Below are 22,965 nucleotides of genomic sequence, written 5' to 3'. Positions count from 1 at the left end.
TATATAATTAATAAAGCATTACTTCCTCATTTATTCATTGGTCTTTACTCTTATTCGTTCTAGATTTTCTTCTGATTTAGGGATCAGAAATCACTCAGATTAAACGTTTAGAGCCTATATAAGGTGAAGGATGGGGGGAAGTATGGAGCGCGGCTTGGCCATTGGGAATATTACAGACATATGGAGCAACAGTACTAACACTTTGCACTTGGTGTAAGGTTTCGAAAAAAGTCATATGTAATATATGTTTTTGATATAATTTCTTCTCATCAGTAGCTCATGAAAAAATGTATAGTTCCATTGTTATATGAAGATGCCAAAGAAAGTGCTAAATTATCGGGAAGTTACTTGTCCAAATGTAATAATAGGTTCCTAGACAAGACAACTATCAAGAATAGCACTTTATAAATACTTCTTAAGGGCAGTCGTTCCGTAACTGTTCAAAAATGATCTCAGTTCGTGGTCATTTCACCTTTACGTCGTTCATTTTGTTGTCATTTCGCCATGTTCAAGTTTACATACACACCAAAAAAAGAGGTTGCCTCATTAGAGATCACCTTCTTTTGCCTTTTTTGAATAAAATGTGTAAATTAAAAAGAGTGTTGTAAACTTTTTCTTTTTTTGAACGTCTGAATAACAGAAAGGATGTGTTCTCACATGAATAAGCTTACCCTGGGCATCGCTACTCTGTTACTCTCGTCCACATTTCTTGGTGCATGTGGCAATCAAGAGCAAGAGCCAACAGATCCGAACACCCCAGCAACGACCTCATCCAGTAATACAGCTGAAACTAACTCTGCAGGATCAGAAACGACAACGGGAACGGAAAACAATTCTGGGCCAATCAGCAGTAATAACATTAAGTGGGAAGAAATAAAAGACCCACTTATTGATGAGGCTATGAAAGCCAAGCTCAAAGCTTCAATTGATGCAATCGTTAAAAAAGATGTGGATGCTTTTCATCAAACACTCGGTCCCACTGTTGGTACCGCGCACGATTATCTCTTAGATAATCCAGTTAAAATTACAGATGTTGGCGAAGCGCATGAGGAAGATGGGCGTGTTCTAGTGCCTATAATTGGAGAAAATCAAGGTAACGGAAATGTCTCTGAAATGGCATATACATTCTATTTCGAAAAAGACAAAAGCGGTGAGTGGCAGATCATATCTATTGACTAGAAGTTCTGCCTGATCAAGAGAAGATGTCACAAAGACGCTCGAATTAGAGCGTCTTTCTTTTTTTTCTCAATCATTTTTTTTGGACGTTTCTGACGGGGACTTTTTTAACTCAACATTTAGGTTCTGAACAGCTCGAGTCAATTCCCTCACTGTTTTATAACATAACTCCACGAAATCCCCAGCTCCTTCGCGATCTCCCGCTGCGTCCGCTCCTCCCCGCCTGTATCGAGTCCGAAGCGGCCAGAGTTCATGAGATTAAAGAGATTTGGCTTTTTGAGCACCGCTGCTGACGTGATACCTGTAGAAAAGATAAAAAAACCTCTCCGGATAATTTTCCGGAAAGGCTTCAATATCAAAAGCCGGCTTACTCTTCCATTATTCACTTTAAAAAAATCATTAATTTACAGTAAGGGTTTTCGTCTGTGTTCCGGAGAACGGCACCGGGATGTAGGCCACGCGCGAGACCTGAGTCAGCTTAATCTTATGTTCACCCGGCGCAAGCCCGCCTGGCTGTTCTACATACACAATGCCCTCTTGTCCGTATTCCCATTTGTAGCTGGTGACGGTCTTCATTTCTTCCAGTGTAAAATAAATCTCCCCGTCCGGTGAAAAACGGATGCGCTCACGCGGGACTTCCTGCCCGTCCACCTCAACCTGGATATCATGAACCATGGAAAGCGGAATACCGCGATAATAGGTAATGCGCGTACGCATTTTGTAGCCGGTGATTTCGCCGTCCTTTTTAACATTTTCAAGACTGTTATCTGTTAGAACGTAGTTATCGAACATATCCTCATCTCTCCTCTGCTTAGATATAGGAACGCAGCATGTCCTGCTGCTTTCTCACTTGGGCTACTGCATCGATCTCGGTTCCCGGAAGGGCAAACCGGCCGCCTTCATATTCGCTGGCAATATAACCGTCGTAGCCTTTTTCCTTGAGATATTCAATCAGTTCCTTATAAGGAATGGAGTATTCTGTGCCTTCCTCGGTCATCTCCCAGAACTTGCCGTGGAAATGCTTCACATACGGCATATAAGGGTCCAGAACGGAGAAATCCTTGTTCTCGTATCCGCCCGCGAAGAGAATGTATTCTCTGTCGATCCGGGAACGGACCATTTTTTCCAAATCTTCCGGCAGCTTGTTATGGGAGAGCTCCAAAGGATCATCCCCGCTGGCAAAGATATCGTCGATATATTTTACAATCTCAGGATTCAAGCCCTGGTCGAGGAAAAAGGCTGTGGATACCCGCGGATGTCTGCGGCAGAAAATCCCTGTATCCACGACCAGACCCAGATAAGGCGAATCCAGCTTGAACATGATATCGGTAAATTTCTTGGTCAATGCGTTGTCAAGAGCCATCCCGGCGTGCACTTCAAGCGCCATAATGACATTCAGCTCTTCCGCAAGCGGCAGGGCTTCCTCAATAATGTCGGCCGGGGTGGCGGAAACAAGACGAACCATCGGGAAGCCGAGCTTGCTAGCCTGAACCAGCTCTTTTTTCAGGAAATCCAAGTTTTCTTTCTTGGTCAGCATGCGGTTATGATACAGATTTGTATTGATAAAAATATCGTTGCAGACCGGAACGATTCCCGTCTCCTCAACGATCCGTTTCCAGTTCTTGATGCTCGCATCGTCGGTTTCCGGCGTGTTGTGGAACATCTGGTCCGTGATGACCTCTACCCCTTCCACACCAATCTCCGCCAGCTCCTGCAGACAGCCTTCCAGCGTCAATTTGCCGCGCACATATTCATCCTGATAGCTGTACAAGCTTACTGCCCGTTTAATACTGGACATGTTTACCCCTCGTTTCTTTTATAAAATATTTTGTCATAACGTATCCATTCTCAGCTCCAGCTCGATCAGGCACATTTCGTGAGCGCGGAGTGAGCTGCTGATCTCTATTCTTCCGCCTTTCACCTCTACATGCTCTACGGAAATATCCGGGACACAGATCTGCTTCAGAAACATAATTTCATCAGGCCGGATATCGTGGACAGCGCCGAACTTTTTCCACTCTTTAAGAATGCTGCCCCGCTCGCTGCTGACAGAGGAACGCTTCAGCCGGTAGCTGCCGTCCTTCAGACCCTCAAGCCGGAATTTACGCTCCAACGGCCTAGATCCGGTTCCCGACTCCTGAAGCTCATCCGGCACAGGTACAGGCTCTGACTCCCCGTAACCGCTCAAATCGGAATGCCGGTAATGAAAGCACAGGAGCTGGTAACGGTCACCGCTGCGTTTGGTAAGCATGTAATCCCGGCCCCGGCCGATCAGGTGCTTGCCCATCCGGTTCAGGAAAGCGAATGCATAGTAAGCAGGCTTTTTGATTCCGTTTTTGGAGATCAGCCCTGCTCCGCCGTGCAGCAGCCGCCGGGAGTCCCGGAACTCGCTGAAAATATCAGAGTAGAGCCAGTAGCCCATCAGCACCTGCTCGCCAAGCACATCCGTCATATTTTTGAGGATATAGGATGCCTTGAAGATGCTGTCATTGAGCGAGTCCCTGCTCGAAATACTGAAGTTCCACTCCGATACATGCAGCGGCAAATCTTCCAGTCCATGATCGGCCAGCGACTGTCTGACCGCTTGGATGGTGTGCAGAATCCATTGTTCATCGGCTGAATGTGCGAATACCGGGGTACTCCCGTCAGCAGGTGTAGTGAATTCATACGGATAGAGATAGACGGACAGGAAATCCGGAACGATCTCTCTACGACCCCACTTGTCCACCAGAAGCGGCAGAAAGCGCCCCTCGAGATCCATGCTTAATCCGCAGCCCCCAAGCTTCGCCGCAGGCAAAAGCTCCTTTAGTTCCCTCCAGGTCAGATCGAACCGGACAAAATACTCATTGAACCATTGCTCCATTTCATCCGGCTGGTAAGCGGTGCTGACCAGATGGTCCACTTCCTCAAACAGAAACGCATGCTTGCTGGAGTGCCATAGCTCAAAATACCAGCTCTCCACTTCTTCGCTGCCGTAGCGGTTAATGCAGTGAATGAGGAAGGAGCGGATCAGCCGTTTCCATTGCTCCGCCCCTCTCTGCCGGTGTACCGCGGGAGCTTTTCCCATCTTCTGGGCGGCATTCTTCTGGATCAGCTTCGGCTTGTCGCCCAGTTCAAGGTACGGCCGCAGATTGTTGCGGATCAGAATATCGATCAGCTTATCGATATTGCTGAAGTTATAGCCGTTATCCGGGTCCGACGGGTCCTCGATCATCATCTCTTCGCTGAAGATCCCCCACACCCGGGCATACGAGAAGCCCAGATCGGTGCGGATCAGCGGCAGCTGCTCCTGCAGATCGGAATTCAGTAGATCGCGGGCATAGCCGATGTTGATGATTTCCTTCCAGACTCTTTTATAGCCGGCTGCCTGCTTCGGCACAGCCTGAACCGTAACAATAGAGGCATCCTGCGTATTGTGCTTACTGATCAGCGCTTCCAGCTCTTCCAAATCGGCATTTTCCGCAAGCGCAGAGCTTTCTTCTTCACTTGATCGTGCCGGACAGGATTCCAGTGCCGCCTTCCGGTACTGGGAAGGTGTCAGCTGATATGCTTCCCGGAAGACCCGGTTGAACGCGGTCAGACTGGGGAACCCGCTGTCCAGCGCAATCCGCGTAATCGGCTGGTCTGTATAAAGCAGATGGGCCATCGCATGATCGAGACGGATCTGGTTCAGGTATTCCGAGAATGTCATGCCTGTTTCTTTCTTGAATGACTTGGAGAGATAGGGTACGGATACATAATGCTGTTCGGCCACTTCATTTAGAGTCAGCGGCTGCCGGTAGTTCGCCAGCATATATGAGCAAATCTCCATCAGCCGCTGATTCGGCTTGTTAAGCGTAAGCATCGAGCCGGATGCTGCTGTTTTTACCGTGTAGTGGCTTAGCAACAAATGAAGCATCTCGAAGGTCAGTTTAATTTCCACAACAGGATGCATCGTTTTATTCCGGATGCGCCCCTGAAGAATTTCTGTGAACATGCTCCGCAGCTCATCGTCGCTTTCCTTGCGCTCCCGCACGGAGCAGCAGAAGAACCTTGTCTCCTCCTGGCCGCCGAAGAAGGTCAGCAGCTCCTGGGGAACCCTGAACCGGGCGGCTAATACATCCTTCCCGGCGCTCAGCTTATGCTCCTCAAACGGATTAAACAGGATGAACTCATGCGGCCCGAGCGCAAGCTTCCGCTCCTGCCGCTGCACGGTCAGGTTGCCCCGCAGCACATAGACAATCAGGATATCGGGACTGGCAACGGAGCCGGAATCCCGTTCGGTAATAATCGACGTTTGTAATGACAAGCGGGGTATAATCCGCAGTATAGGATGTTCGGACTTCTCCATTGCACAGCTCCTTTCCTGTTGTTATCCGTAGATCAGACCCACCACATCTCTGCTGCCGGCTCACGGATGAGCAGCGGCTTCAGGGTATCCACCGCTTTGGAGAAGCCCTCTCCTACCGACATCAGTCCATCCTCATGTTCAATGCTGATGACATAATCATAGCCGACCAGCCGCAATGTGCTGATCAGATCAGCCCAGGTTTTGCTGTCATGGCCATAGCCGACAGAGCGGAAATTCCAGGCCCGGTCCAGCAGTGCCGTGTACGGCTGCATATCCGTAACCCCGTAACGGTTGACGTTGACCGGATCAATAACCGTATCCTTGGCATGGAAGTAATGCAGTGCGCCGGCCCGGCCGAGAATCTGGATCGCCTGCAGCGGATCAATGCCCTGCCACCACATGTGGCTTGGATCAAGGTTGGCCCCGATGGCTTCGCCCGCTGCGTCGCGCAGCTTCAGCAGTGTAGCCGGTGTATGGACGGAGAAGCCGCCATGCATTTCCAGCGCAATCTTCAGCCCTTTGTCCTGTGCGTAACGTCCGGTTTCCTTCCAGTAGGGAATAACCTTCTGCTCCCATTGCCAGGCCAGCAGCTCGCCGTATTCGTTCGGCCACGGTGCAACCGGCCAGTTGGGAACCTTCGCATCATCAGAGTCACCAGGACAGCCTGAGAAACCGACAACAACCGGAACCTCCAGACGCTCGGCAAGGTCGAGTGTCTTCATGAATTCATCATGGTACTGACGGGCAACGGCCTTCTGCGGATGCAGCGGATTGCCGTGGCAGCTCAGTGCGCTGATGCTTAGCCCTCTGGATTCAAACTGCTGCTTGAAGGCCTTCAGCTTGCCGGCATCAGCCAGCAGCTCATCGGGCTTGCAGTGATGATTGCCGGGATAGCCGCCGGTTCCCAATTCCACAGCATCCAGTCCTTTGGAGGCGATGATATCCAGCGCTTCCTCCAGAGGCAGCTGCTGCAGCAATACAGAGAATACTCCAAGTTTCATTGTTACAACTCCTTCTTTTTAGAAGAATACCGGCTCGCCTGTTTCTGCCGATTTGTAGATCGCTTCAAGAATTTGTGTTACAACCAGGGCCTGCTCCGGTTTAACCAGCGGCTCTTTGTCGTTAAGCAACGCATCCAGCCACATCCGTGCTTCCACATCGTTCGCTCTGCGGCTCTCTCCGCTGAAGTAAGCTACACCGCCGCCGTCAGACGGGCCGGTTTCAACCAGCTGACCGTGCTGTGCAGAGTTGAACACCACATATCCTTCATCCAGGAATGCTTTGCCGCGCATTTCCGCACCGGCCTTGGTTCCGCACAGCGTAACCTGGGCTTCCTTGCCGTCCAGCACGTTGAGCGCCCATGCGGCTTCCAGATAAATCGTTGCACCGTTCTCCATCTTGATGAAGCCGAATGCGGAGTCTTCCACTTCAAAGGTTTCAGGATCCCAAGGTCCGAACATGTTGCCCATCGGGTTGTTGCTCAGCTTCTGGTAAGTCGAGCCGACAACCATTTTTGGTTTGTAGTTGTTCATGTTCCACAGGGTCAGATCCAGTGCATGGGTACCGATATCAATCAGCGGGCCGCCGCCCTGCTTCGATTTGTCCGGGAACACACCCCAGGTCGGAACGGCTTTACGGCGTACAGCATGTGCTTTGGCAAAATAAATTTCACCAAGCTCATCATTTTCGCAGGCTTCATGAAGAGCCAGTGAATCCACGCGGCAACGGTTCTGGTAGCCGATCGTCAGCTTTTTGCCGGTACGCTTGGCGGCATCCAGCATTTTCTGTGCTTCCTCGGTGCTAATGGCCATCGGCTTTTCACACAGTACATGCTTGCCGGCTTCCAGCGCATCAACCGTAATGTAGGAGTGGGACACATTTGGAGTCAGGACATGTACTACATCCAGCGTTTCGTCCTTCAGCAGTTCCTTGTAATCTGTGTATACGCTTGCATTTTCAATCCCGTATTGCTTGGCAGCCTTAGCCGCACGCTCCTCGACGATATCACAGAATGCTACAAGTTCTGCTTCTTCACTAAGAGCGGCAAGTGCCGGGAAGTGCTTCTGATTGGCGATCCCGCCGCAGCCGATGAATCCGAATCTCAATTTTTTGCTCATGTTAGTTTCCTCCTGAATGAAAGGTTTCGAAGTTATTTACTACCAATTAATAATTATCTTTTGTTAAATCATTTACTGATAGTAAACTTCCTGTTCATACAATATCACTTCCGTATTTGTTTGGCAAGATGTTATTTTTAAAATTTGTAATCGTTTTTAAACGTAAAAAAAACATGCGCCATCCCTGAATCGTTCTTCAGGAATGCCGCATGCCTCGTACAATATTAAAGCTTTATCTGACAACTGCTACCGGCTGCTCCTGCTTCAAAATCACAGGTGCGCCTGCTGCAGCGCTTTGATAGAAAGCATCTACGATTTCAGCAAAATACAGGCCGTCTTCCGCCGGGGCAACCAGCGTACTGCCTCCATGCCGGATACTGTCAACAAAATGCCGGAACTCGTTCTTCAGTTGCAGCGTCGGGTTCAGCTTCAGCTTCGGGGTAATATCCAGACAGATATCCGAGCTTTCGCCGAACAGCTTCAGCTGCCCGTTAATAAGGCTGGCTCCGCCCTTTGAGCCCATCAGCTCCACGTAGAAACGGTCCTCTTCAATGTTGGAGGCCCAGCTGAAATCAAATGACAGGCTGGCCCCGTTTTCCAGTCCTAGGTAACCGGTTGCGGCATCCTCCACATTAAACAGGCCGCCTTCAATTCCTTTGTAGCCGTTGCGGTTCCGGGCGGTTGTATGGACAAAGTTCTGGTGGATGCTGCCGGCCACATAGGAAACCTTGGGCAAGCCCATAAAATACAGAGCAAGGTCCAGATAGTGGGCGCCCAGGTCAATCATAACCCCGCCGCCGGAACGATCCTTATCGGTGAACCAGGTCCCTCTGCCCGGGATGCCGCTGCGCCGGATCCAGCCTGCTTTGGCATTGTAGATGTTGCCGAGATTACCGTCATCAATCCACTTTTTCAGGAAGACAGCTTCATTAAGGAAACGGTTGTTAAGGCCGATCATGACTTGCTTGCCGGAACGGTCGCGGGCAGCAATAATGCGGTGGGCTTCCTCACTGCTGATGCTGAGCGGCTTCTCACAGTGGACATGGGCGCCATGTGCCAAGGCGAATTCGGTAATTTCTGCATGAAGGTAGTTAGGCGTAACAATGCTGACGATATCGGGACGTTCTTTGAGGAACATCTCCTTATAGTCACTGTATACACCCGGCACATTGTACTTCTCCGCCATCTTGGCTGCCTTGCCTGCATCAATATCGCAGATGGCAACAACCTCAACATCCTCAAGAGCCAGATAGCCGTGGATATGCTTCTTCTCGGCATTTCCGCCTGCGCCGATCAGCGCGTATTTTAATTTATCTGTCAATGTAATCACCTCTTTTTAATCTTCAAGCAGCAGCTTTTTGAAATAGGCCGCGGAGAAATCTATGCCTTTGTCAGCCAGATGGTCCGGAAGCGCGGATTTGCGCGGTTCAATACTGAGTCCGGCGTCATATCCGGTTGCTCTCAGTGTAGCTATAAATGAAGGCCAATCGGTCTGGTCCATCCCGGCCGGCGGTTCATCCACCTTCTGCCCGTTTACAAGCAGCGAGCCTTTGAGATGCACATGGGTGAACCGGTGCCCCCAATCCAGCGTCTCCTGCAGATAATCCCCTCCGAAGAAGCGGGCATGCGATGGATCAAATTTGATGCCCAGCTCCGGCAGATGCCCATGAATAATCCGCCAGATATCCGGAGTATTTACAAAGTTTACTTTACGGCAGTTATAGGAGGAGACTGCGACATTCTTAGGCTTGGCGTAGGCAATCAGCTCACTGAAAAAAGCGATCGCCGCCGTGCAGTTCTCATACAGCGACAGCTCTTCCACATAGTTGCAGCCGGCCACGAAGCTCGGGCAATTCAGCCGGGCTGCAGCATCAATCAGCTTGAAGCAACGCTCCAGCTCTTCACGGATGATCCCGCCCTGCTCATTAATCCGCAGCGATTTCCAGCGTCCGATTGAGCCGAACTCTATATCATACTTGGAAGACCATTCAGCGATCTGTTCAACCTGACTGGTAAATTCGTCGACGTTATCCCCCTCATTAATGGTGAATTCCAGAAAACTCAAACCTCTGCTTTTGGCCTGAACAAAGCTTTCCTCGTTGACTGCAGCAATAATTCCCAGCTTCATATGCGCGCTCCCTTTCTTAATAAGCCGTGTAATAGTTTATATATAATTAATGGTTAACTGTAAGTAACTCTTTAATATTACTTTATCACTATTTGTCTTGCTTTGCAAGAGAAAACGCAATCATTTCTGCGGCCCGGGGCGGCTCCGATCAGGACGAAATCAAAGGCATTTTTGCCTTTGATTTGCTCATCCGGCCCGTCCAGGGCAGAATCAAAGGCATTTTTGCCTTTGATTCGCTCGTCCGGCCCGCTCAGGGCCAATTCAAAGGCATTTTTGCCTTTGATTCGCTCGTCCGGCCCGCTCAGGGCCAATTCAAAGGCATTTTTGCCTTTGATTCGCTCGCCCCGCCCACTTAGGGCCAATTCAAAGGCATTTTTGCCTTTGATTCGCTCGCTTGGCCCACTTAGGGCCAATTCAAAGGCATTTTTGTCTTTGATTCGCTCGTCCGGCCCGCTCAGGGCCAATTCAAAGGCATTTTTGCCTTTGATTCGCTCGCCCAGCCCGCTTAGGGCTAATTCAAAGGCATTTTTGCCTTTGATTCCACTGGCGGACCTGCTCCCTCTAGGCTCAGAGCGCACAAAAAGCGGATTCCCCACAAGGAATCCGCTAAGTCTGCCGTTAACCGACGGCATTTCTGCCGGTCGTCCGCCATTTAGGCTATTTTTTCAAATAATGCAGCACAAACGCCTTGGAAGTATCCGCGAGCTCCTTCACGTCGACTCCGTGCTCCTCCTGCAGCAGCTTGCCTCGGAAGGCCAGACGCTGCATCAGGCTGATGATCATCTCGAAAATAAACAGGCTGGTCTTCTGCAGCTGCAGCTCAGAGCGAATCGAGCCGTCCCGCACACCCTGCTCAATATAATTATGCAGCACCCGCCCGATGGTACCGTCGCTGACCAGTTCCCGGTAGGTCGCCTGCAGCTCCTCGTTTGGATAGTGGTCACGGTAGGTATGATCAAAAAATCCGATGTATTTCAAATAATCCGGATGGTTCTCCAGAAACTGAATCCAGACATCCAGGTATCCTTCCACACTCTCCAGGCCGCTGCTGCGGGATGCGGTATGCTCCTCGATGAACACGGTCAGTTCACCCAGTACTTTTTGCTGTACCGCAAAGATCAGCTCGTCCAGTGAATTGAAACATTTATAGAAGGTAACCTTGCTCAGATTCGCCCGTTCACATATCTCTTTAAGACCTACATTAGTAAAATTGCGCTCAATCAGCGTATGCTGGCCAGCCAGAATGAACTCTTCACGGTTCCGGTTCCGCACATCCTGATGCCAAGTCGTAGCCATTTAAAACATCTCCCCCATGTTTGATAGTAAACCATTAATCCGTAGTTAATCATTGTTAGAATAATACAGGGGGGTCTAAAAAGCAAGCCGGATTACACCCGGAAGCGGGCAATCCCGTTCCTCAGCTCCTCCGCGCTCTTTTCTGTCTGCCCGGCAGTACCGGCTACCACCACGCTCTACTGCAGAATCCCGTTCGCCTGCTAGGCGATCAACCCAGTATCCCGGGCGAACTGGCTGTTCACCTGTGTAATCTCACCGATACTGACCGCCATACTGTGTATCACCTTGCTCATCCGAATACATGAAGCCCGGCCGCACCTACCACGCCCGCATTGTTGCCCAGGATAGCCGGTACAATATCAACATTTGTCTTGGCATTTTCCAGGGCATACTTACGGAAGTGATGGTCAATCTGATCCAGCAGGAAGCTGCCTGCCTTGGCCACACCGCCGCCGATCACAAAACGCTGCGGGTTGACCACGACCGACAGCAGTGCCATGGATTTACCCAGATAGTCTGCAGCCCTGTCCACAATCCGCGCCGCTACTTGATCACCGGCTTTGGCCGCGTCCAGCACATCCTTGGCGGTAAGTTCACGGATATGGGCGAGTGAGGTTTGTTCCCCGCGGATCACGGCTTCTTTGGCCATATAAATAATGCCGGTAGCGGAGGATACAGTTTCCAGGCAGCCCTTTTGCCCGCAGCCGCAGGTAATGGCTTCTTCTGCAGGCACAACACCCAGATGCCCGATTTCGCCGCCCATGCCGCTGTAGCCCTGACAGAGCACATTCTTGATAATAATCCCCCCGCCTACGCCGGTTCCAAGGGTATAGCACACTGCATTCGGAATTCCCGCAGCGGCGCCGCTCCACACTTCCCCGAGTGCAGCCACATTGGCATCATTGTCGATCCGCACCTCTTTGCCGAGTCTTTCTTCCAGAATGGCTTTGACCGGCACATCCTTCCAGCCCAGATTGGGAGAAGCCTTGACCACTCCGGTCTCCATATCCAGGAACCCGGGAATGCCAGCTCCGATTCCGGCAATCTGCTCCCAGTCACAGCCTTCCCGTCCCACAAGCTCTCTCACATACAGCTCAATGTTCTGCAGCACGCCTTCAGCACGCTTTTCCGCTTCAGTCGGCCCTTCGTATACAGCCAGCAGCTTCCCGAGACGATCGCATAACCCCACCTTAACCGAGGTCCCTCCCAGATCAATGCCTACGTACAGCTTTTGACTTTTATCCATTGCACACTTCTCCCTCTAATTATGTACTGTTGTTCAATCATTTACTTATAGTAATCTTTTGTTGCAAAAAAAAGCAATGCCATAAGTCCGAAACCTTACAGCATTGCAAACTTCCAGTTCTGAACTACCGTTTACAAGCTTGGTTATACTGCGCTTCTTCTTTGTTCCAGTTCACGGACCACCTGAGGATGAATGGCATCCAGCTTGTAGAAGGAAACGGCAATAATCTGCAGTACCGTACACACAAGCGGAATCGCAAAGAATAATACATTGATGGCAGAGGAAGCCTCAGGTGTTACATTTTCAGCATTATAGCCGGACATAGCCAGTGTATATCCCACAACAGCGCTGCCCAGTGCCATTCCGACTTTTGTTGCAAAGCTGTAGCCGGCGTACAGGGTGCCTTCGGCCTTTTTGTTGAATTTCCATTCGTTGTAGTCGACGGAATTGGCGATCATACTGAACACGGCACCGGAGCTGATTCCGCCGATCACATTAGCCAGGAACCATACGCCGACGAACAGGGTCATATTATTTTCAAGCATCGGCATAATCGCTACTCCGATCATAAAACAAACATTGGCGATAATGTTGCCCTTACGCTGCTTGAACTTCCGCAGGAATGCTGGAGTAATAGCGGCAGAGAACAGGATAGATACATACAGCGACGGAAGCAGGATGGAGATCATTCTCGGGTTGTGCAGTACATGCAGGCAGAAATAAATCGTGATCGAGACAATGGCACCTGTCCGGACGAAGAGCAGCAGCGAGAACAATATCGTAGCTACCCAAGGTGTATTCTTGAATGCGCTTTTATAAGTCTGAAGCAAGGCCCCTTTTTGTTTAACAGCAGATACAGGCTCTACATAACGTTCTTTACAATTTTTATAGACTATGAGGAACATAATGGCGCTGAGTACGGCGAATACGACTGTAGTGAACAGATAACCTGTCTTTTCATTTCCTCCGCCGAAAAATTCGACCATAGGCGTTGTTAAAGCGGTTACGATAATACTGCCGGCAGCCATACCGACCATCCGGAAGCTGGACAGCTGGTTCTTCTCATCCCCGCTTCTAGTCATCATTGGCATAAGCGCACCGTAGGGTACATTCACCAGGGAGTACAGCAGGCCGGCGATAATGTAGGTAACGGAGGCATAAATGATTTTGCCGGTTACAGAAATATCAGGGCTGGTGAAGGTCAGAATCAGCATAATGGCAAACGGTATAATGCCAAACAGGATATACGGCTTCGATCTGCCGTACTTCGTATTGGTCCGGTCGACCATGCCGCCGATAACCGGGTCTATGATTGAATCAAGAATCCGTGCAACCAGAATCAGAGTGCCTGTAGCTGCTACCGGAATTAAGGCAACGTCAGTATAAAAATAAAGCAGGAAGCTTCCGACAATCTCCCACATCAGGTTGGAGCCCAAATCCCCCAGTCCGTAGCTGATTTTTTCCCTGAAGCCTAATTTACCGTCGGCCTGAGGCGCTGCCGCTGCGGGTACTAGAAGTTCATTTGCCAAATTCGTCGATTGCATAGTATCCATCTCCCTTTATTTAATCGCTTTCATGATCCGCAAAAATACAGCTTACGTTCCCCGTTCCTTTTGCGCTTTATCATTGTTTCCGCTTTCATTATAGGATGCCGCCAGGCTGCAGGCTTTTTGATATTTAATCATTTGAATTACTTATTTTTGTACATTTCCGTCTGTGCGCCAGGAGCTTAAGAGAGCCAGGTTAAATTCAGCTATGCTTTTGTTAACCTTTTACCGAAAAAAAGGAAATGTTTACAATAAGACAACGGTTAACGTCAAGTAAATATTTTCATCACAAAAATATCACAGACTGCTGCTCTTAGCAATACATAAAAAAAGACAAGCCGCCGGCTTGTCCCTTTAATAACTTTTCCTATATATAAATCTGTCTGGAGTTCCTCAGCATCTCACATGCCGGCGCTTGAATCCGGGCTTCTGCCCTTTATCCATAGCTTTCTCAATATTCGCATAGGCATGAATGTGCTTGCTCTTTCCCTTGCCGTCCCCGACTTCTACCGGTCCTACCTCTTTGGCTGTTGCGACGGCCTGCTCATGAAGCGGCACATAAGATATGCTCACTGTGTAGAGGAAGTTATTCATGGAATATTTGGTCCTTTCGGGCGCATCGTGAATGGTATTCTTCACCCGCTCCAGCATGCCGGCCAGCTTGTCTGCATCGAATTCCGCATCCTTCCGGTTGCCGAGCAGCCAGCAGTAACAGCTCCAGCCCGCCGACATCCGCAAATCCTCCCCGCTGGCAATCCATTTATCGGCCACCTGCTGGGCAATCTCAGCCTCCGCGAGGGTCACCGCCACCACAAAATCGGACAGCATATAAAAGTAGGCAGCATCCATCCACCGGTCGTAATCAGCTTCGGTCATGCCATTCGGATCGGCAATAATCCCGGCAAAATACATCGCGTCATAGTTGCCTGTAGCATACAGCTGCTCAGCCAGCTCCTGATTAATCCCGGTCTGCTTGAAAATCGGCTTCATCGCTCCGGTTGCCACGCCGAACAACGGCTCCTGTGCACCGTTTGAGCAGTACATTTTCTTCGTGCGTTCCTTGCCGAGGGCTTCGAGCTCCTGCATTACCCTTTCTGCATTCATCCATAACACGTCCTTAGCTTTAGATACTGAAAGTGTACTTCACAGCCGTCCTTGCCGCAAGTGAGGCTGTTAGCGGAGTGGCCGTTGGTCTGTTGTCGCTTGTCGGGTGAATTCGCAGAGAAGGTTCTCGGAATTGTCGAAGCCCACCAAGAAAGGAACCCTATGGAAACGCACATCTGCTCAAATCTCACTGTTCCAATTTTACCGGGAGAAGCATGGCCCCCTCCAGCCGCGGATATAACTTTTTCAGTCAATGTCATCATTATTACGTAACTCATTTAGAATATGTATAATACGAGTAAATAATCGTAATGACTTTGTTTTTGGAAAATCCAAATTCAAGATTAGTGCCATTCACCTTATCAAAGTAACCAATAATTTCCGCTCCTGTATCGGATCGTGTATAAGAGTTCTTACCATATGCGGAAATAACATCTTCCTTAGAGTTGTTTAACGTAATGTCCCGGTTTGTTTTATACTTAGTGCTGCCTATATGATATCTCGCTACCTTATTATTCATTAATAGGAAATCGACGTCGAAACGGGACTGTTCCTTTCCATAAATGAAATGCACAGATTTCGGTGACTTCACTTCATCCTTAAAATCGGGTTCACCAAAAACATTAAGTACATCTGTCTCAGTTGAATTTAAGGAAATGGATTGGATATCTTCATCACTTAAAGAGGTACTGTTAGTGGATTCGTAAAAAGAAGACTTATTTTTCGAAGATGGGTCGCAAGCCGTACTCATTCCAATAACCATAAGTAATAAAATCGAGAATGATATGAGTTTTAACACTTTTCTTGAACAATTAATCATTATCAACCCCTTCAGTTTAATCACCACATTATAACAAAAATTCCACTATAGGTATTTCCATGATGAAGGAATTTTTCGGATAAATTATTTATGATTTCAATAACGTTCACTTAGTATCCACATGTTAAATCTTATTCAAACTTCGTTAGCAGTTTCTAGACTTTCCTTTCCAAATAAATCAGAAACCACATAGCACTAAAAAGGCACCCGTCCAACGACTGGTACCCCTCCATTCCCTATAGCATCGCCTTATTAAACCCATGAGACGACTTCATAAGCGCCCTCTTCTCAACAACTAAGTAAACTAATACGATCTAAACCGAGCTGAATCGGTTTACACCTCGGCTTCGTGCACAATCTGGTGCCGAATCATATATTCATGCAACTCATGCTGCGGAAATTACGGATGGGTTTCGACCTGATTGATCATCGGCAGAATAGACGATGCTTCATCAAATGATCCAGATACCCGATCTCAAAATAAGCAACGCCGATTACTTTGATTCTTCCCTCAGGGTATAGCTCTTATATTGCCCTCCAAGCTTCCACATATTGTGGGCCGGCAAAGAATATCAAATACATATCAAGATAGGTGACGTTCAGCTTTCTGCAGGTTTGTTCGAACGCTTTTTTCGTCGCCATGTAGCCGAACTCTGTTGTCCACGAATCGCTTCGCCGTTTGATTGTTCAAAAGCTTGCCCTTTAGGTATTTTATATACGCCAAAGCCCAATTTGGGAATAAGAACGCCGTTTCTGGCCTTAATGTTTTTGTTCATTGCTCTTCCCTCCCGTTAGAAGGCAATTTGCAGTACGAAAGCGCATTATCGATTTCCTGAGCCAGATTTTTCAGGAAACTCAGCTTGCTTTGTACATCCAGGCGGTAGTAATTGATTGCCCCTTATTTACGAACGCTAACGATTTCTGCTTCCTTCAATACTCTTAATTGATGGGATACCAAGGAACGCGACTGATAGGTTATCTCCCTGCTTGAAACACATGCAGAAACAGACCAACCAGAAGTTTACCGGCTGACCTAATAATACGAAAAGAGACCTGTCCCCGACAGATCTCTTCACTCTTCTCACCGCTTCGCCTTATAAAACTCATGATACAGCTTCATGAGCGCCCTTTTCTCTATCCGCGACACATAACTCCGTGAGATCCCTAGCTCCTTCGCAATCTCCCGCTGCGTCCGCTCTTCTCCGCCGGTGTCCAGGCCGAAGCGGCCGACCACAACTTCCTTTTCCCGGTCATCCAGAATATCCAGATTACGATATATCTTGCTCTTCTCGATCTTCAGATCCACTTCTTTCACAATATCATCTGCGTCGGAACCGAGGATATCGATCAGCGTGATCTCGTTACCTTCCTTGTCCGTCCCGATCGGATCATGCAGGGATACATCCTTTTTGGTCTTTTTAAGCGATCTCAAATGCATGAGGATTTCATTTTCAATACAGCGGGCAGCAAATGTAGCCAGTTTCGTGCCTTTGTTCGGGCGGTAGCTCTCAATGGCCTTGATCAGCCCGATGGTGCCGATGGAGATGAGGTCTTCCATGTCTTCGCCGGTGTTGTCGAATTTTTGAGGTTCTGGACACGATGCGATGTAAACAAAATAACCAATCACGATCGTTCCCGATTCGAATTGGTTTTTTTTACGTTCTGTATTTAATTTGTAATTGTCTATCGATTAATTGTGCCCATTCAGGCAGTTCATTTAAATAATATTTTATCCCGCTATTATCTGCTTCGAGAATAAACTCCCCATCAGCTTTACTATTATCAACAACAATTAATTGATCAATCAGGTCTAAGTGAGATAGCAGATTATTCATACTTGTTACATTGCGTCTAATAATATCCTCGGTTTCAATATGATGACCACCGTTTTTCACACGTAGAGCAACACGTTCAATATTTAGCCGAACTTCCCCTAGTCCCACATAAAACACAATAATTTCAAAGCCTTGTTCTTTTGCATCCCTCATCTGCCTTATAACGTTACCACCCGCTAAGGTGGTTTCCACAGTGAAATCCCACTTATTTCGGATACATTCCCTGGCTATCCTTATAGCTTCTTTTCCAGCGGATACTTTACTCTTTTCAGGATGTCCACTATTAATTTTACGGGCTAGTGCATCCGGATCAATATTCACACTTACTCCAAGTCGGTCAACAATCAAGTTGCGGATTGTGCTCTTACCGCTCCCATTATTACCGGCAAACACAAACATCGTTGCCTGCGTATCATTCATGGATGAAATCCTGTTCATTCATTTTCTCGATCTTGCCCGTACTATATTCTCTAACAATTTGCCCCTCATTTGTCTTATATACTATATAAGTTCCATTTGCTTTAGCATCCAACATCGCCCGGTCACCCGTTAACCGGATCAATTTAGCAAGGTCCTTCGTAAGATTCATCATTACACAAACACCTCATTTTCCACTTATAGTTCGAGTATACCACAGTACAGTACATTTTATATCTGACTAAAGCTTTGAAGATAACACAGTGATTTTTAAATTTCTTATATAAAACACAAATAACCTGCAGGATCGAGACATTTGAAGTCTCATTCCTACAGGCAACTCCTTACCTCACCGCTTCGCCTTATAAAACTCATGATAAAGCTTCATGAGCGCCCTTTTCTCTATCCGCGACACATAACTCCGCGAAATCCCCAGCTCCTTCGCAATCTCCCGCTGCGTCCGCTCTTCCCCGCCTGTATCAAGCCCAAACCGCCCGACCACAACTTCCTTTTCCCGGTCATCCAGAATATCCAAATTACGATAAATCTTGCTCTTCTCAATCTTCAGATCCACTTCTTTGACAATATCATCTGCGTCGGAACCGAGGATATCGATCAGCGTAATCTCATTACCTTCCTTGTCCGTCCCTATAGGGTCATGCAGGGATACGTCCTTTTTGGTCTTTTTAAGCGATCTTAAATGCATAAGGATTTCATTCTCGATACAGCGGGCGGCAAAAGTGGCGAGCTTCGTGCCTTTGTTCGGGCGGTAGCTTTCAATGGCCTTGATCAGGCCGATGGTGCCGATGGAGATGAGGTCTTCCATATCTTCGCCGGTGTTGTCGAATTTTTTGAGGTTATGGACACGATACGATGTAAATTATATGTAAAGTGGTGGTAATGTACTTTCAAAAGTTGTTCGTCAACTTAAACTAGTTTATATGTTACTCTTCGTCAAATTGAAGCTAAGAACGATATTATTTAGTATTAAATTCAGTTATTACTTACTAAGCAAACCACTAATTCTATATAATTAAAAGATCAATCATAATCAGAAATCCGTCTTTTTTGAAAACGTGCTTATACTTTATGAGCAGGAGGTTTATTATGCTGGATATAACAGGAAACGATATTGCAGAACTAAATGATTCAGACCTTAGGTCACTTATCGGACTTCTTTGTGAAGCAGAGATACGTAATATGGGATTACCAGTTGCAGGTGTTACTTGGGGAGGACACCAGAATGCTAGTGATGGTGGTATAGATGTTCGTGTGGAATTAACGTCAGCCTTCCAAAATGATGGTTTTATCCCTAGATCAAATACAGGATTTCAAGTCAAAAAGCCTGATATGCCGAGAAGTGCAATTATTGAGGAAATGCGGCCTAACAATAAGCTTAGACAAGTTATCAGAGACTTAGCAGATAATAACGGGGCGTACATTATTGTTAGTAGCCAAGGCTCTACAGCAGACTCAACTTTAAGAAATCGCAAGGTAGCAATGCAAAGTGCTGTTGCTGACTATCCAAAAGCCGCTCGACTTAAGGTTGATTTCTATGACCGTGGGCGAATTGCAAGTTGGGTTCGTGTACATCCTGCCCTAATCTTGTGGGTACGCAATAAGATAGGCCGTCCAATTCAAGGATGGAAATCTTACGGGAATTGGGCGAACTGTCCAGGGGGAATGGAGGAAGCATATTTTACGGATAGCCATGTTCGTTTATATAATTCAACTAGATTACAATCCGATGCTCTTTCAGTATCAGAGGGAATAGATGAACTGCGAGGTGTTCTTAGTCGTCCAGGAGCCTCTGTTCGTTTAGTGGGATTATCGGGGGTCGGAAAAACACGCTTAGTGCAATCTTTGTTTGATGGAAGAATTGGTGAAAAACCGCTTAATTCTTCTCAAGTTTTTTATACTGATATTAGTGACAGCCCCCATCCTGACCCGAGAAATTTCGCTGAAATGTTAATTGCTTTTCAGAAACCACTAATACTAGTAATTGATAACTGCCCACCTGAATTACATAGAAAATTAACGATTATATGCTCGTCAGCCGGAAGTCAGCTTAGTCTTCTCACTGTCGAATATGATGTGAGGGATGATCAACCCGAAGAAACTGAAGTTTATCGTTTAGAACCAGCATCCAGTGATTTAATTGAGAAGGTTATTCTTAGTCGATTTGCTCACATAACTGAAACTGGTGCCAGGACAATAGCTGAATTTGCAGGTGGTAATGCACGTATTGCTATTACTTTAGCAAAGACTATTGAAAGAGGAGAAGATATAACTCAACTTAGAGATCATGATTTATTTGAAAGATTGTTTCAGCAAAGAAATTTACCAGATAGCAAGCTTCTTAAGGTAGCGGAAGTTTGTTCGCTTGTATACTCATTTGACATTCGAATAAGTGAAGTCGATGAAAGTGAATTGAAATTACTAGGCTCCCTAAGAGACCTAAGTGATCGTGAACTCTATGAAAACGTAGTTGATCTTAAACGTCGTGAACTTGTTCAACAACGGGGTCATTGGCGGGCGGTGCTTCCGCATGCGGTGGCAAATAGACTTGCTGAAAGAGCACTACAGAGTATACCGGCTTATATTATTACTGATACCTTCTTAAGAGATGGGTCTAAAAGGTTGCTAAAATCATTCTCTAGACGACTAGGTTTCCTACATAATTCACAAGCGGCAATTGAGATTTCTAGGGAATGGCTTTCGGAAACGGGTTTGTTAGGTAATATTATGAATTTAAATGAACCTGGTATTACCTTACTAAGAAATATAGCACCGGTAAATCCAAACTTGGTATTATCCCTCCTAGAGGGAGTAGTTAATCAAGAAAATCCCCATATATTTTTTTCGCGTGAGAATAATCATTTTTGTGATTTCACTAGACTTCTCCGGTCAATAGCATATGACCCACTTTTATTTGAAAGAGCAACTCATCTTCTATGCCGATTTGCTTTAGCTGAACAATCTGATGAAAATTTTAATTCTATAAGAAAATTATTAAAATCGCTGTTCTATATTTATCTCTCAGGCACTCATGCAACACCCGAGCAACGACTTAGTGTGATCTCTACTTTATTAGAGTCTGCTGCAGAGGACCGAGTAGATTTGGGCGTATCATTGTTAAGCGCAGCACTAGAAGCATGGAATTTCAGCTCAAGTAACAGCTTTGAATTTGGCGCTCGTGCTAGAGACTACGGCTGGTCACCGAAAACTAAGGCGGATATTAATCACTGGTATAAGACATTTCTTGATTACATATCACCATTAGTGGCTTCTGAAAATTCTTTAGCGGCTAAACTTAGAGAAGTTCTATCTATGAAATTCAGAGGGCTATGGACAAGAGCTGCGATGTATGACGAATTAGAAGCGGTAACAAATCTTATTGCTGAAAAGCATGTTTGGAACGAGGGGTGGACAGCGGTAAAAAGCACTATTAGGTTTGATGCAAAAGTAATGACACCAAGTATTGTTGACAGATTAAATAATCTAGCTAAAATCCTTGCACCAACTACTTTGATTGGTAAAGCCAGACTATACACACTTTCTGGTTATAAAAACGCCTTGGACCTAATTGATACCATTGAAGAAGAATCAGATTCAACTGAAAGCTACACTAAGATACAAAATACTGCTCGCTCACTTGGGAAAGAAGTTGGTTCTAGTATGGAGTTAGTAGATGAACTGTTGCCGGAGCTCTTAAGCCACGAAGGGATAAGAATTTTTGATTTCGGACAAGGTCTGTCGGAAAGCATTTGTAACCCGAGAAGCATATGGGAGAATATGCTTCATCATTTACACTCCATACCTGTATCCAAGCGTAACTTCCAGTTACTTAGAGGATTCTTAAGTGGCCTTTCAAATACTAATAATGACTTGTGTGAAAACTTATTAAATGAAGCTGTAACGTGTCAGCTATTATCTGCTAGTTTCCCAATAATTCAGACCAGTGTAAGTATCAATAAAGAAGGAATAGAGCGATTAAAAAAAGCACTTCAACTTGAGAGTGCTCCAATTTGGATGTATCGAAATTTATCGTATGGAAGAGCTTTCGATAGTATAAACGATAGTGATTTTTGTGAATTAATAAAGCTCATTGCCTCTAAAAGCGATGGAAGCAACGTTGCAATCGAAATTCTTCATATGAGGATTCATGGAGAAAAAAAGGAAAACATTGGTGATGAGATTATTGCATTAGGTCAAGAACTACTCGTAAAATATTCATTTAACCATGTTAATGCAGCCCATAAAGATTATGAATTAGCAAAATTAGTAGAATACTTTTTTTCTAATGAAGAAGCGGCGGGAAACATTCGATTAGTAGCAAATAAAATAGCTGCTGGATTAGAAAACTATGAAATTCATCTCACTGATTTTGATGATGTTTTGGTAGCAATTGCCTCAACCCATCCATTAATATTTCTTGATGCTTTTCTAGTAGAGTATGAAGAAGTTATTTATGGCATATCTCGACTGGTTTCAGATGATCTACATTCTTCTATAAATCCGTTAACTGTCATCAATGACGATATTATTCTTTCATGGTGTGGTATTAATCCAGAGGTTCGATACCCAAGAATAGCATCAGTTATTTTGCCATACAAAAATATTGGAGACGGAATTGATTGGTCTCCACTCGCAATTACATTGATTAGAAATTCTTCCGATCCAGTTACAATTTTAAAGGAATTTAAGCATGCTTTCAGACCAACTTCATGGAGTAGTTCCCGAGCAGAGATTATGCAAAAGTTTATCCCATTAATATCGCACCTAAAACAACATGAGGACCCTAATGTTTCACAGTGGGCTATTCAAGAAGAAAAAATATTCAGGGAAGAAGTCCGCTCTGAACGCGAATGGGAATTAGCACGAAATAGGGAGCGTAACGAACGTTTTGAATAGGTGATTTATTCACTTTTATTTAAGAAGTCCAACTT

General features: G+C 46.5%; 19 protein-coding genes and 3 pseudogenes. 2 read left to right on the top strand and 20 right to left on the bottom strand.

The window, feature by feature from the left end:
- Nucleotides 1-657: 657 nt before the first annotated feature.
- The gene (locus tag JRJ22_RS06285; RefSeq protein WP_206103705.1) at nt 658-1,179 is read left to right on the top strand and encodes a hypothetical protein; all 522 of its coding nucleotides are present in this window, start codon (nt 658-660) and stop codon (nt 1,177-1,179) included.
- 146 nt (nt 1,180-1,325) lie between these two features.
- Here JRJ22_RS06285 and JRJ22_RS06280 read toward each other — a convergent pair.
- The 20 genes and pseudogenes from JRJ22_RS06280 to sigK (JRJ22_RS06185) all read right to left on the bottom strand — a co-directional run.
- Nucleotides 1,326-1,421 (bottom strand): annotated as a pseudogene (locus JRJ22_RS06280) (RNA polymerase subunit sigma-70); the annotation flags it as partial.
- A gap of 154 nt (nt 1,422-1,575) precedes the next feature.
- Nucleotides 1,576-1,968 carry a C-glycoside deglycosidase beta subunit domain-containing protein gene (locus JRJ22_RS06275; protein ID WP_206103704.1) on the bottom strand — a complete coding sequence of 131 codons (393 nt, stop codon included), beginning with the start codon at nt 1,966-1,968 and terminating at the stop codon, nt 1,576-1,578.
- Nucleotides 1,969-1,987: 19 nt separating this feature from the next.
- Nucleotides 1,988-2,974: a sugar phosphate isomerase/epimerase family protein gene (locus JRJ22_RS06270; RefSeq protein WP_206103703.1), complete on the bottom strand. Its 987-nt coding sequence runs from the start codon at nt 2,972-2,974 to the stop codon at nt 1,988-1,990.
- Between the two features lie 33 nt (nt 2,975-3,007).
- A complete protein-coding gene (locus JRJ22_RS06265; protein WP_206103702.1) occupies nt 3,008-5,506 on the bottom strand; it encodes a GH39 family glycosyl hydrolase in 2,499 nt (832 codons plus the stop codon).
- 32 nt (nt 5,507-5,538) lie between these two features.
- Entirely contained in the window at nt 5,539-6,507 is a 969-nt protein-coding gene (locus JRJ22_RS06260; protein WP_206103701.1) for a sugar phosphate isomerase/epimerase family protein, read from the bottom strand.
- A gap of 18 nt (nt 6,508-6,525) precedes the next feature.
- The gene (locus JRJ22_RS06255; protein ID WP_206103700.1) at nt 6,526-7,623 is read right to left on the bottom strand and encodes a Gfo/Idh/MocA family protein; all 1,098 of its coding nucleotides are present in this window, start codon (nt 7,621-7,623) and stop codon (nt 6,526-6,528) included.
- A 232-nt stretch (nt 7,624-7,855) separates the two neighbouring features.
- Nucleotides 7,856-8,944 (bottom strand): Gfo/Idh/MocA family protein, encoded by a 1,089-nt coding sequence (locus JRJ22_RS06250; protein WP_206103699.1) that lies wholly within the window; start codon nt 8,942-8,944, stop codon nt 7,856-7,858.
- A gap of 15 nt (nt 8,945-8,959) precedes the next feature.
- Nucleotides 8,960-9,751, bottom strand: a complete 792-nt coding sequence (locus JRJ22_RS06245; protein ID WP_206103698.1) for a sugar phosphate isomerase/epimerase family protein — start codon at nt 9,749-9,751, stop codon at nt 8,960-8,962.
- 77 nt (nt 9,752-9,828) lie between these two features.
- Nucleotides 9,829-10,383: a hypothetical protein gene (locus JRJ22_RS06240; protein WP_206103697.1), complete on the bottom strand. Its 555-nt coding sequence runs from the start codon at nt 10,381-10,383 to the stop codon at nt 9,829-9,831.
- Nucleotides 10,384-10,408: 25 nt separating this feature from the next.
- Nucleotides 10,409-11,047: a TetR/AcrR family transcriptional regulator gene (locus JRJ22_RS06235; protein ID WP_206103696.1), complete on the bottom strand. Its 639-nt coding sequence runs from the start codon at nt 11,045-11,047 to the stop codon at nt 10,409-10,411.
- A 289-nt stretch (nt 11,048-11,336) separates the two neighbouring features.
- Nucleotides 11,337-12,293, bottom strand: a complete 957-nt coding sequence (locus JRJ22_RS06230) for an ROK family glucokinase (protein ID WP_206103695.1) — start codon at nt 12,291-12,293, stop codon at nt 11,337-11,339.
- Nucleotides 12,294-12,436: 143 nt separating this feature from the next.
- Nucleotides 12,437-13,837, bottom strand: coding sequence for a glycoside-pentoside-hexuronide (GPH):cation symporter (locus JRJ22_RS06225; protein ID WP_206103694.1), 1,401 nt, complete (start codon nt 13,835-13,837; stop codon nt 12,437-12,439).
- A 396-nt stretch (nt 13,838-14,233) separates the two neighbouring features.
- Nucleotides 14,234-14,944 (bottom strand): DNA alkylation repair protein, encoded by a 711-nt coding sequence (locus JRJ22_RS06220; RefSeq protein ID WP_206103693.1) that lies wholly within the window; start codon nt 14,942-14,944, stop codon nt 14,234-14,236.
- Nucleotides 14,945-15,218: 274 nt separating this feature from the next.
- A complete protein-coding gene (locus JRJ22_RS06215; RefSeq protein ID WP_206103692.1) occupies nt 15,219-15,707 on the bottom strand; it encodes a hypothetical protein in 489 nt (162 codons plus the stop codon).
- 656 nt (nt 15,708-16,363) lie between these two features.
- Nucleotides 16,364-16,540, bottom strand: coding sequence for a hypothetical protein (locus tag JRJ22_RS06210; protein WP_206103691.1), 177 nt, complete (start codon nt 16,538-16,540; stop codon nt 16,364-16,366).
- A gap of 122 nt (nt 16,541-16,662) precedes the next feature.
- Complete coding sequence (locus JRJ22_RS29665; RefSeq protein WP_206104999.1) at nt 16,663-16,743, bottom strand: ArsR family transcriptional regulator; 81 nt, start codon at nt 16,741-16,743, stop codon at nt 16,663-16,665.
- 102 nt (nt 16,744-16,845) lie between these two features.
- A pseudogene (sigK, locus tag JRJ22_RS06200) lies at nt 16,846-17,349 on the bottom strand (RNA polymerase sporulation sigma factor SigK); the annotation flags it as partial.
- Nucleotides 17,350-17,419: 70 nt separating this feature from the next.
- Nucleotides 17,420-18,019 carry an ATPase gene (locus JRJ22_RS06195; RefSeq protein ID WP_206103690.1) on the bottom strand — a complete coding sequence of 200 codons (600 nt, stop codon included), beginning with the start codon at nt 18,017-18,019 and terminating at the stop codon, nt 17,420-17,422.
- Nucleotides 18,012-18,191 (bottom strand): hypothetical protein, encoded by a 180-nt coding sequence (locus JRJ22_RS06190; RefSeq protein ID WP_206105367.1) that lies wholly within the window; start codon nt 18,189-18,191, stop codon nt 18,012-18,014. Before JRJ22_RS06190 ends, JRJ22_RS06195 begins: the two co-directional genes overlap by 8 nt.
- A gap of 174 nt (nt 18,192-18,365) precedes the next feature.
- Nucleotides 18,366-18,878, bottom strand: a pseudogene (gene sigK / locus JRJ22_RS06185) (RNA polymerase sporulation sigma factor SigK); the annotation flags it as partial.
- Between the two features lie 245 nt (nt 18,879-19,123).
- Here sigK (JRJ22_RS06185) and JRJ22_RS06180 point away from each other — a divergent pair.
- Nucleotides 19,124-22,930: a hypothetical protein gene (locus JRJ22_RS06180; protein WP_206103689.1), complete on the top strand. Its 3,807-nt coding sequence runs from the start codon at nt 19,124-19,126 to the stop codon at nt 22,928-22,930.
- The last annotated feature ends 35 nt before the right edge of the window (nt 22,931-22,965 follow it).

Origin of the sequence: Paenibacillus tianjinensis, from assembly GCF_017086365.1 — a bacterium.
GTDB classification, from domain to species: domain Bacteria; phylum Bacillota; class Bacilli; order Paenibacillales; family Paenibacillaceae; genus Paenibacillus_AQ; species Paenibacillus_AQ tianjinensis.
This window is presented reverse-complemented; position numbering and strand designations above follow the sequence as displayed.

Bases quoted from the DNA above. Each gene is read 5' to 3' on its own strand.
- JRJ22_RS06270 (WP_206103703.1), bottom strand. From the start codon at position 2,974: ATGTCCAGTATTAAACGGGCAGTAAGCTTGTACAGCTATCAGGATGAA.
- JRJ22_RS06190 (WP_206105367.1), bottom strand. From the start codon at position 18,191: ATGATGAATCTTACGAAGGACCTTGCTAAATTGATCCGGTTAACGGGT.
- JRJ22_RS06225 (WP_206103694.1), bottom strand. From the start codon at position 13,837: ATGCAATCGACGAATTTGGCAAATGAACTTCTAGTACCCGCAGCGGCA.
- JRJ22_RS06215 (WP_206103692.1), bottom strand. From the start codon at position 15,707: ATGGTTATTGGAATGAGTACGGCTTGCGACCCATCTTCGAAAAATAAG.
- JRJ22_RS06255 (WP_206103700.1), bottom strand. From the start codon at position 7,623: ATGAGCAAAAAATTGAGATTCGGATTCATCGGCTGCGGCGGGATCGCC.
- JRJ22_RS06245 (WP_206103698.1), bottom strand. From the start codon at position 9,751: ATGAAGCTGGGAATTATTGCTGCAGTCAACGAGGAAAGCTTTGTTCAG.
- JRJ22_RS06275 (WP_206103704.1), bottom strand. From the start codon at position 1,968: ATGTTCGATAACTACGTTCTAACAGATAACAGTCTTGAAAATGTTAAA.
- JRJ22_RS06235 (WP_206103696.1), bottom strand. From the start codon at position 11,047: ATGGCTACGACTTGGCATCAGGATGTGCGGAACCGGAACCGTGAAGAG.
- JRJ22_RS06195 (WP_206103690.1), bottom strand. From the start codon at position 18,019: ATGAATGATACGCAGGCAACGATGTTTGTGTTTGCCGGTAATAATGGG.
- JRJ22_RS06220 (WP_206103693.1), bottom strand. From the start codon at position 14,944: ATGAATGCAGAAAGGGTAATGCAGGAGCTCGAAGCCCTCGGCAAGGAA.
- JRJ22_RS06260 (WP_206103701.1), bottom strand. From the start codon at position 6,507: ATGAAACTTGGAGTATTCTCTGTATTGCTGCAGCAGCTGCCTCTGGAG.
- JRJ22_RS06240 (WP_206103697.1), bottom strand. From the start codon at position 10,383: ATGCCGTCGGTTAACGGCAGACTTAGCGGATTCCTTGTGGGGAATCCG.
- JRJ22_RS06230 (WP_206103695.1), bottom strand. From the start codon at position 12,293: ATGGATAAAAGTCAAAAGCTGTACGTAGGCATTGATCTGGGAGGGACC.
- JRJ22_RS06265 (WP_206103702.1), bottom strand. From the start codon at position 5,506: ATGGAGAAGTCCGAACATCCTATACTGCGGATTATACCCCGCTTGTCA.
- JRJ22_RS06285 (WP_206103705.1), top strand. From the start codon at position 658: ATGAATAAGCTTACCCTGGGCATCGCTACTCTGTTACTCTCGTCCACA.
- JRJ22_RS06210 (WP_206103691.1), bottom strand. From the start codon at position 16,540: ATGAACAAAAACATTAAGGCCAGAAACGGCGTTCTTATTCCCAAATTG.
- JRJ22_RS06180 (WP_206103689.1), top strand. From the start codon at position 19,124: ATGCTGGATATAACAGGAAACGATATTGCAGAACTAAATGATTCAGAC.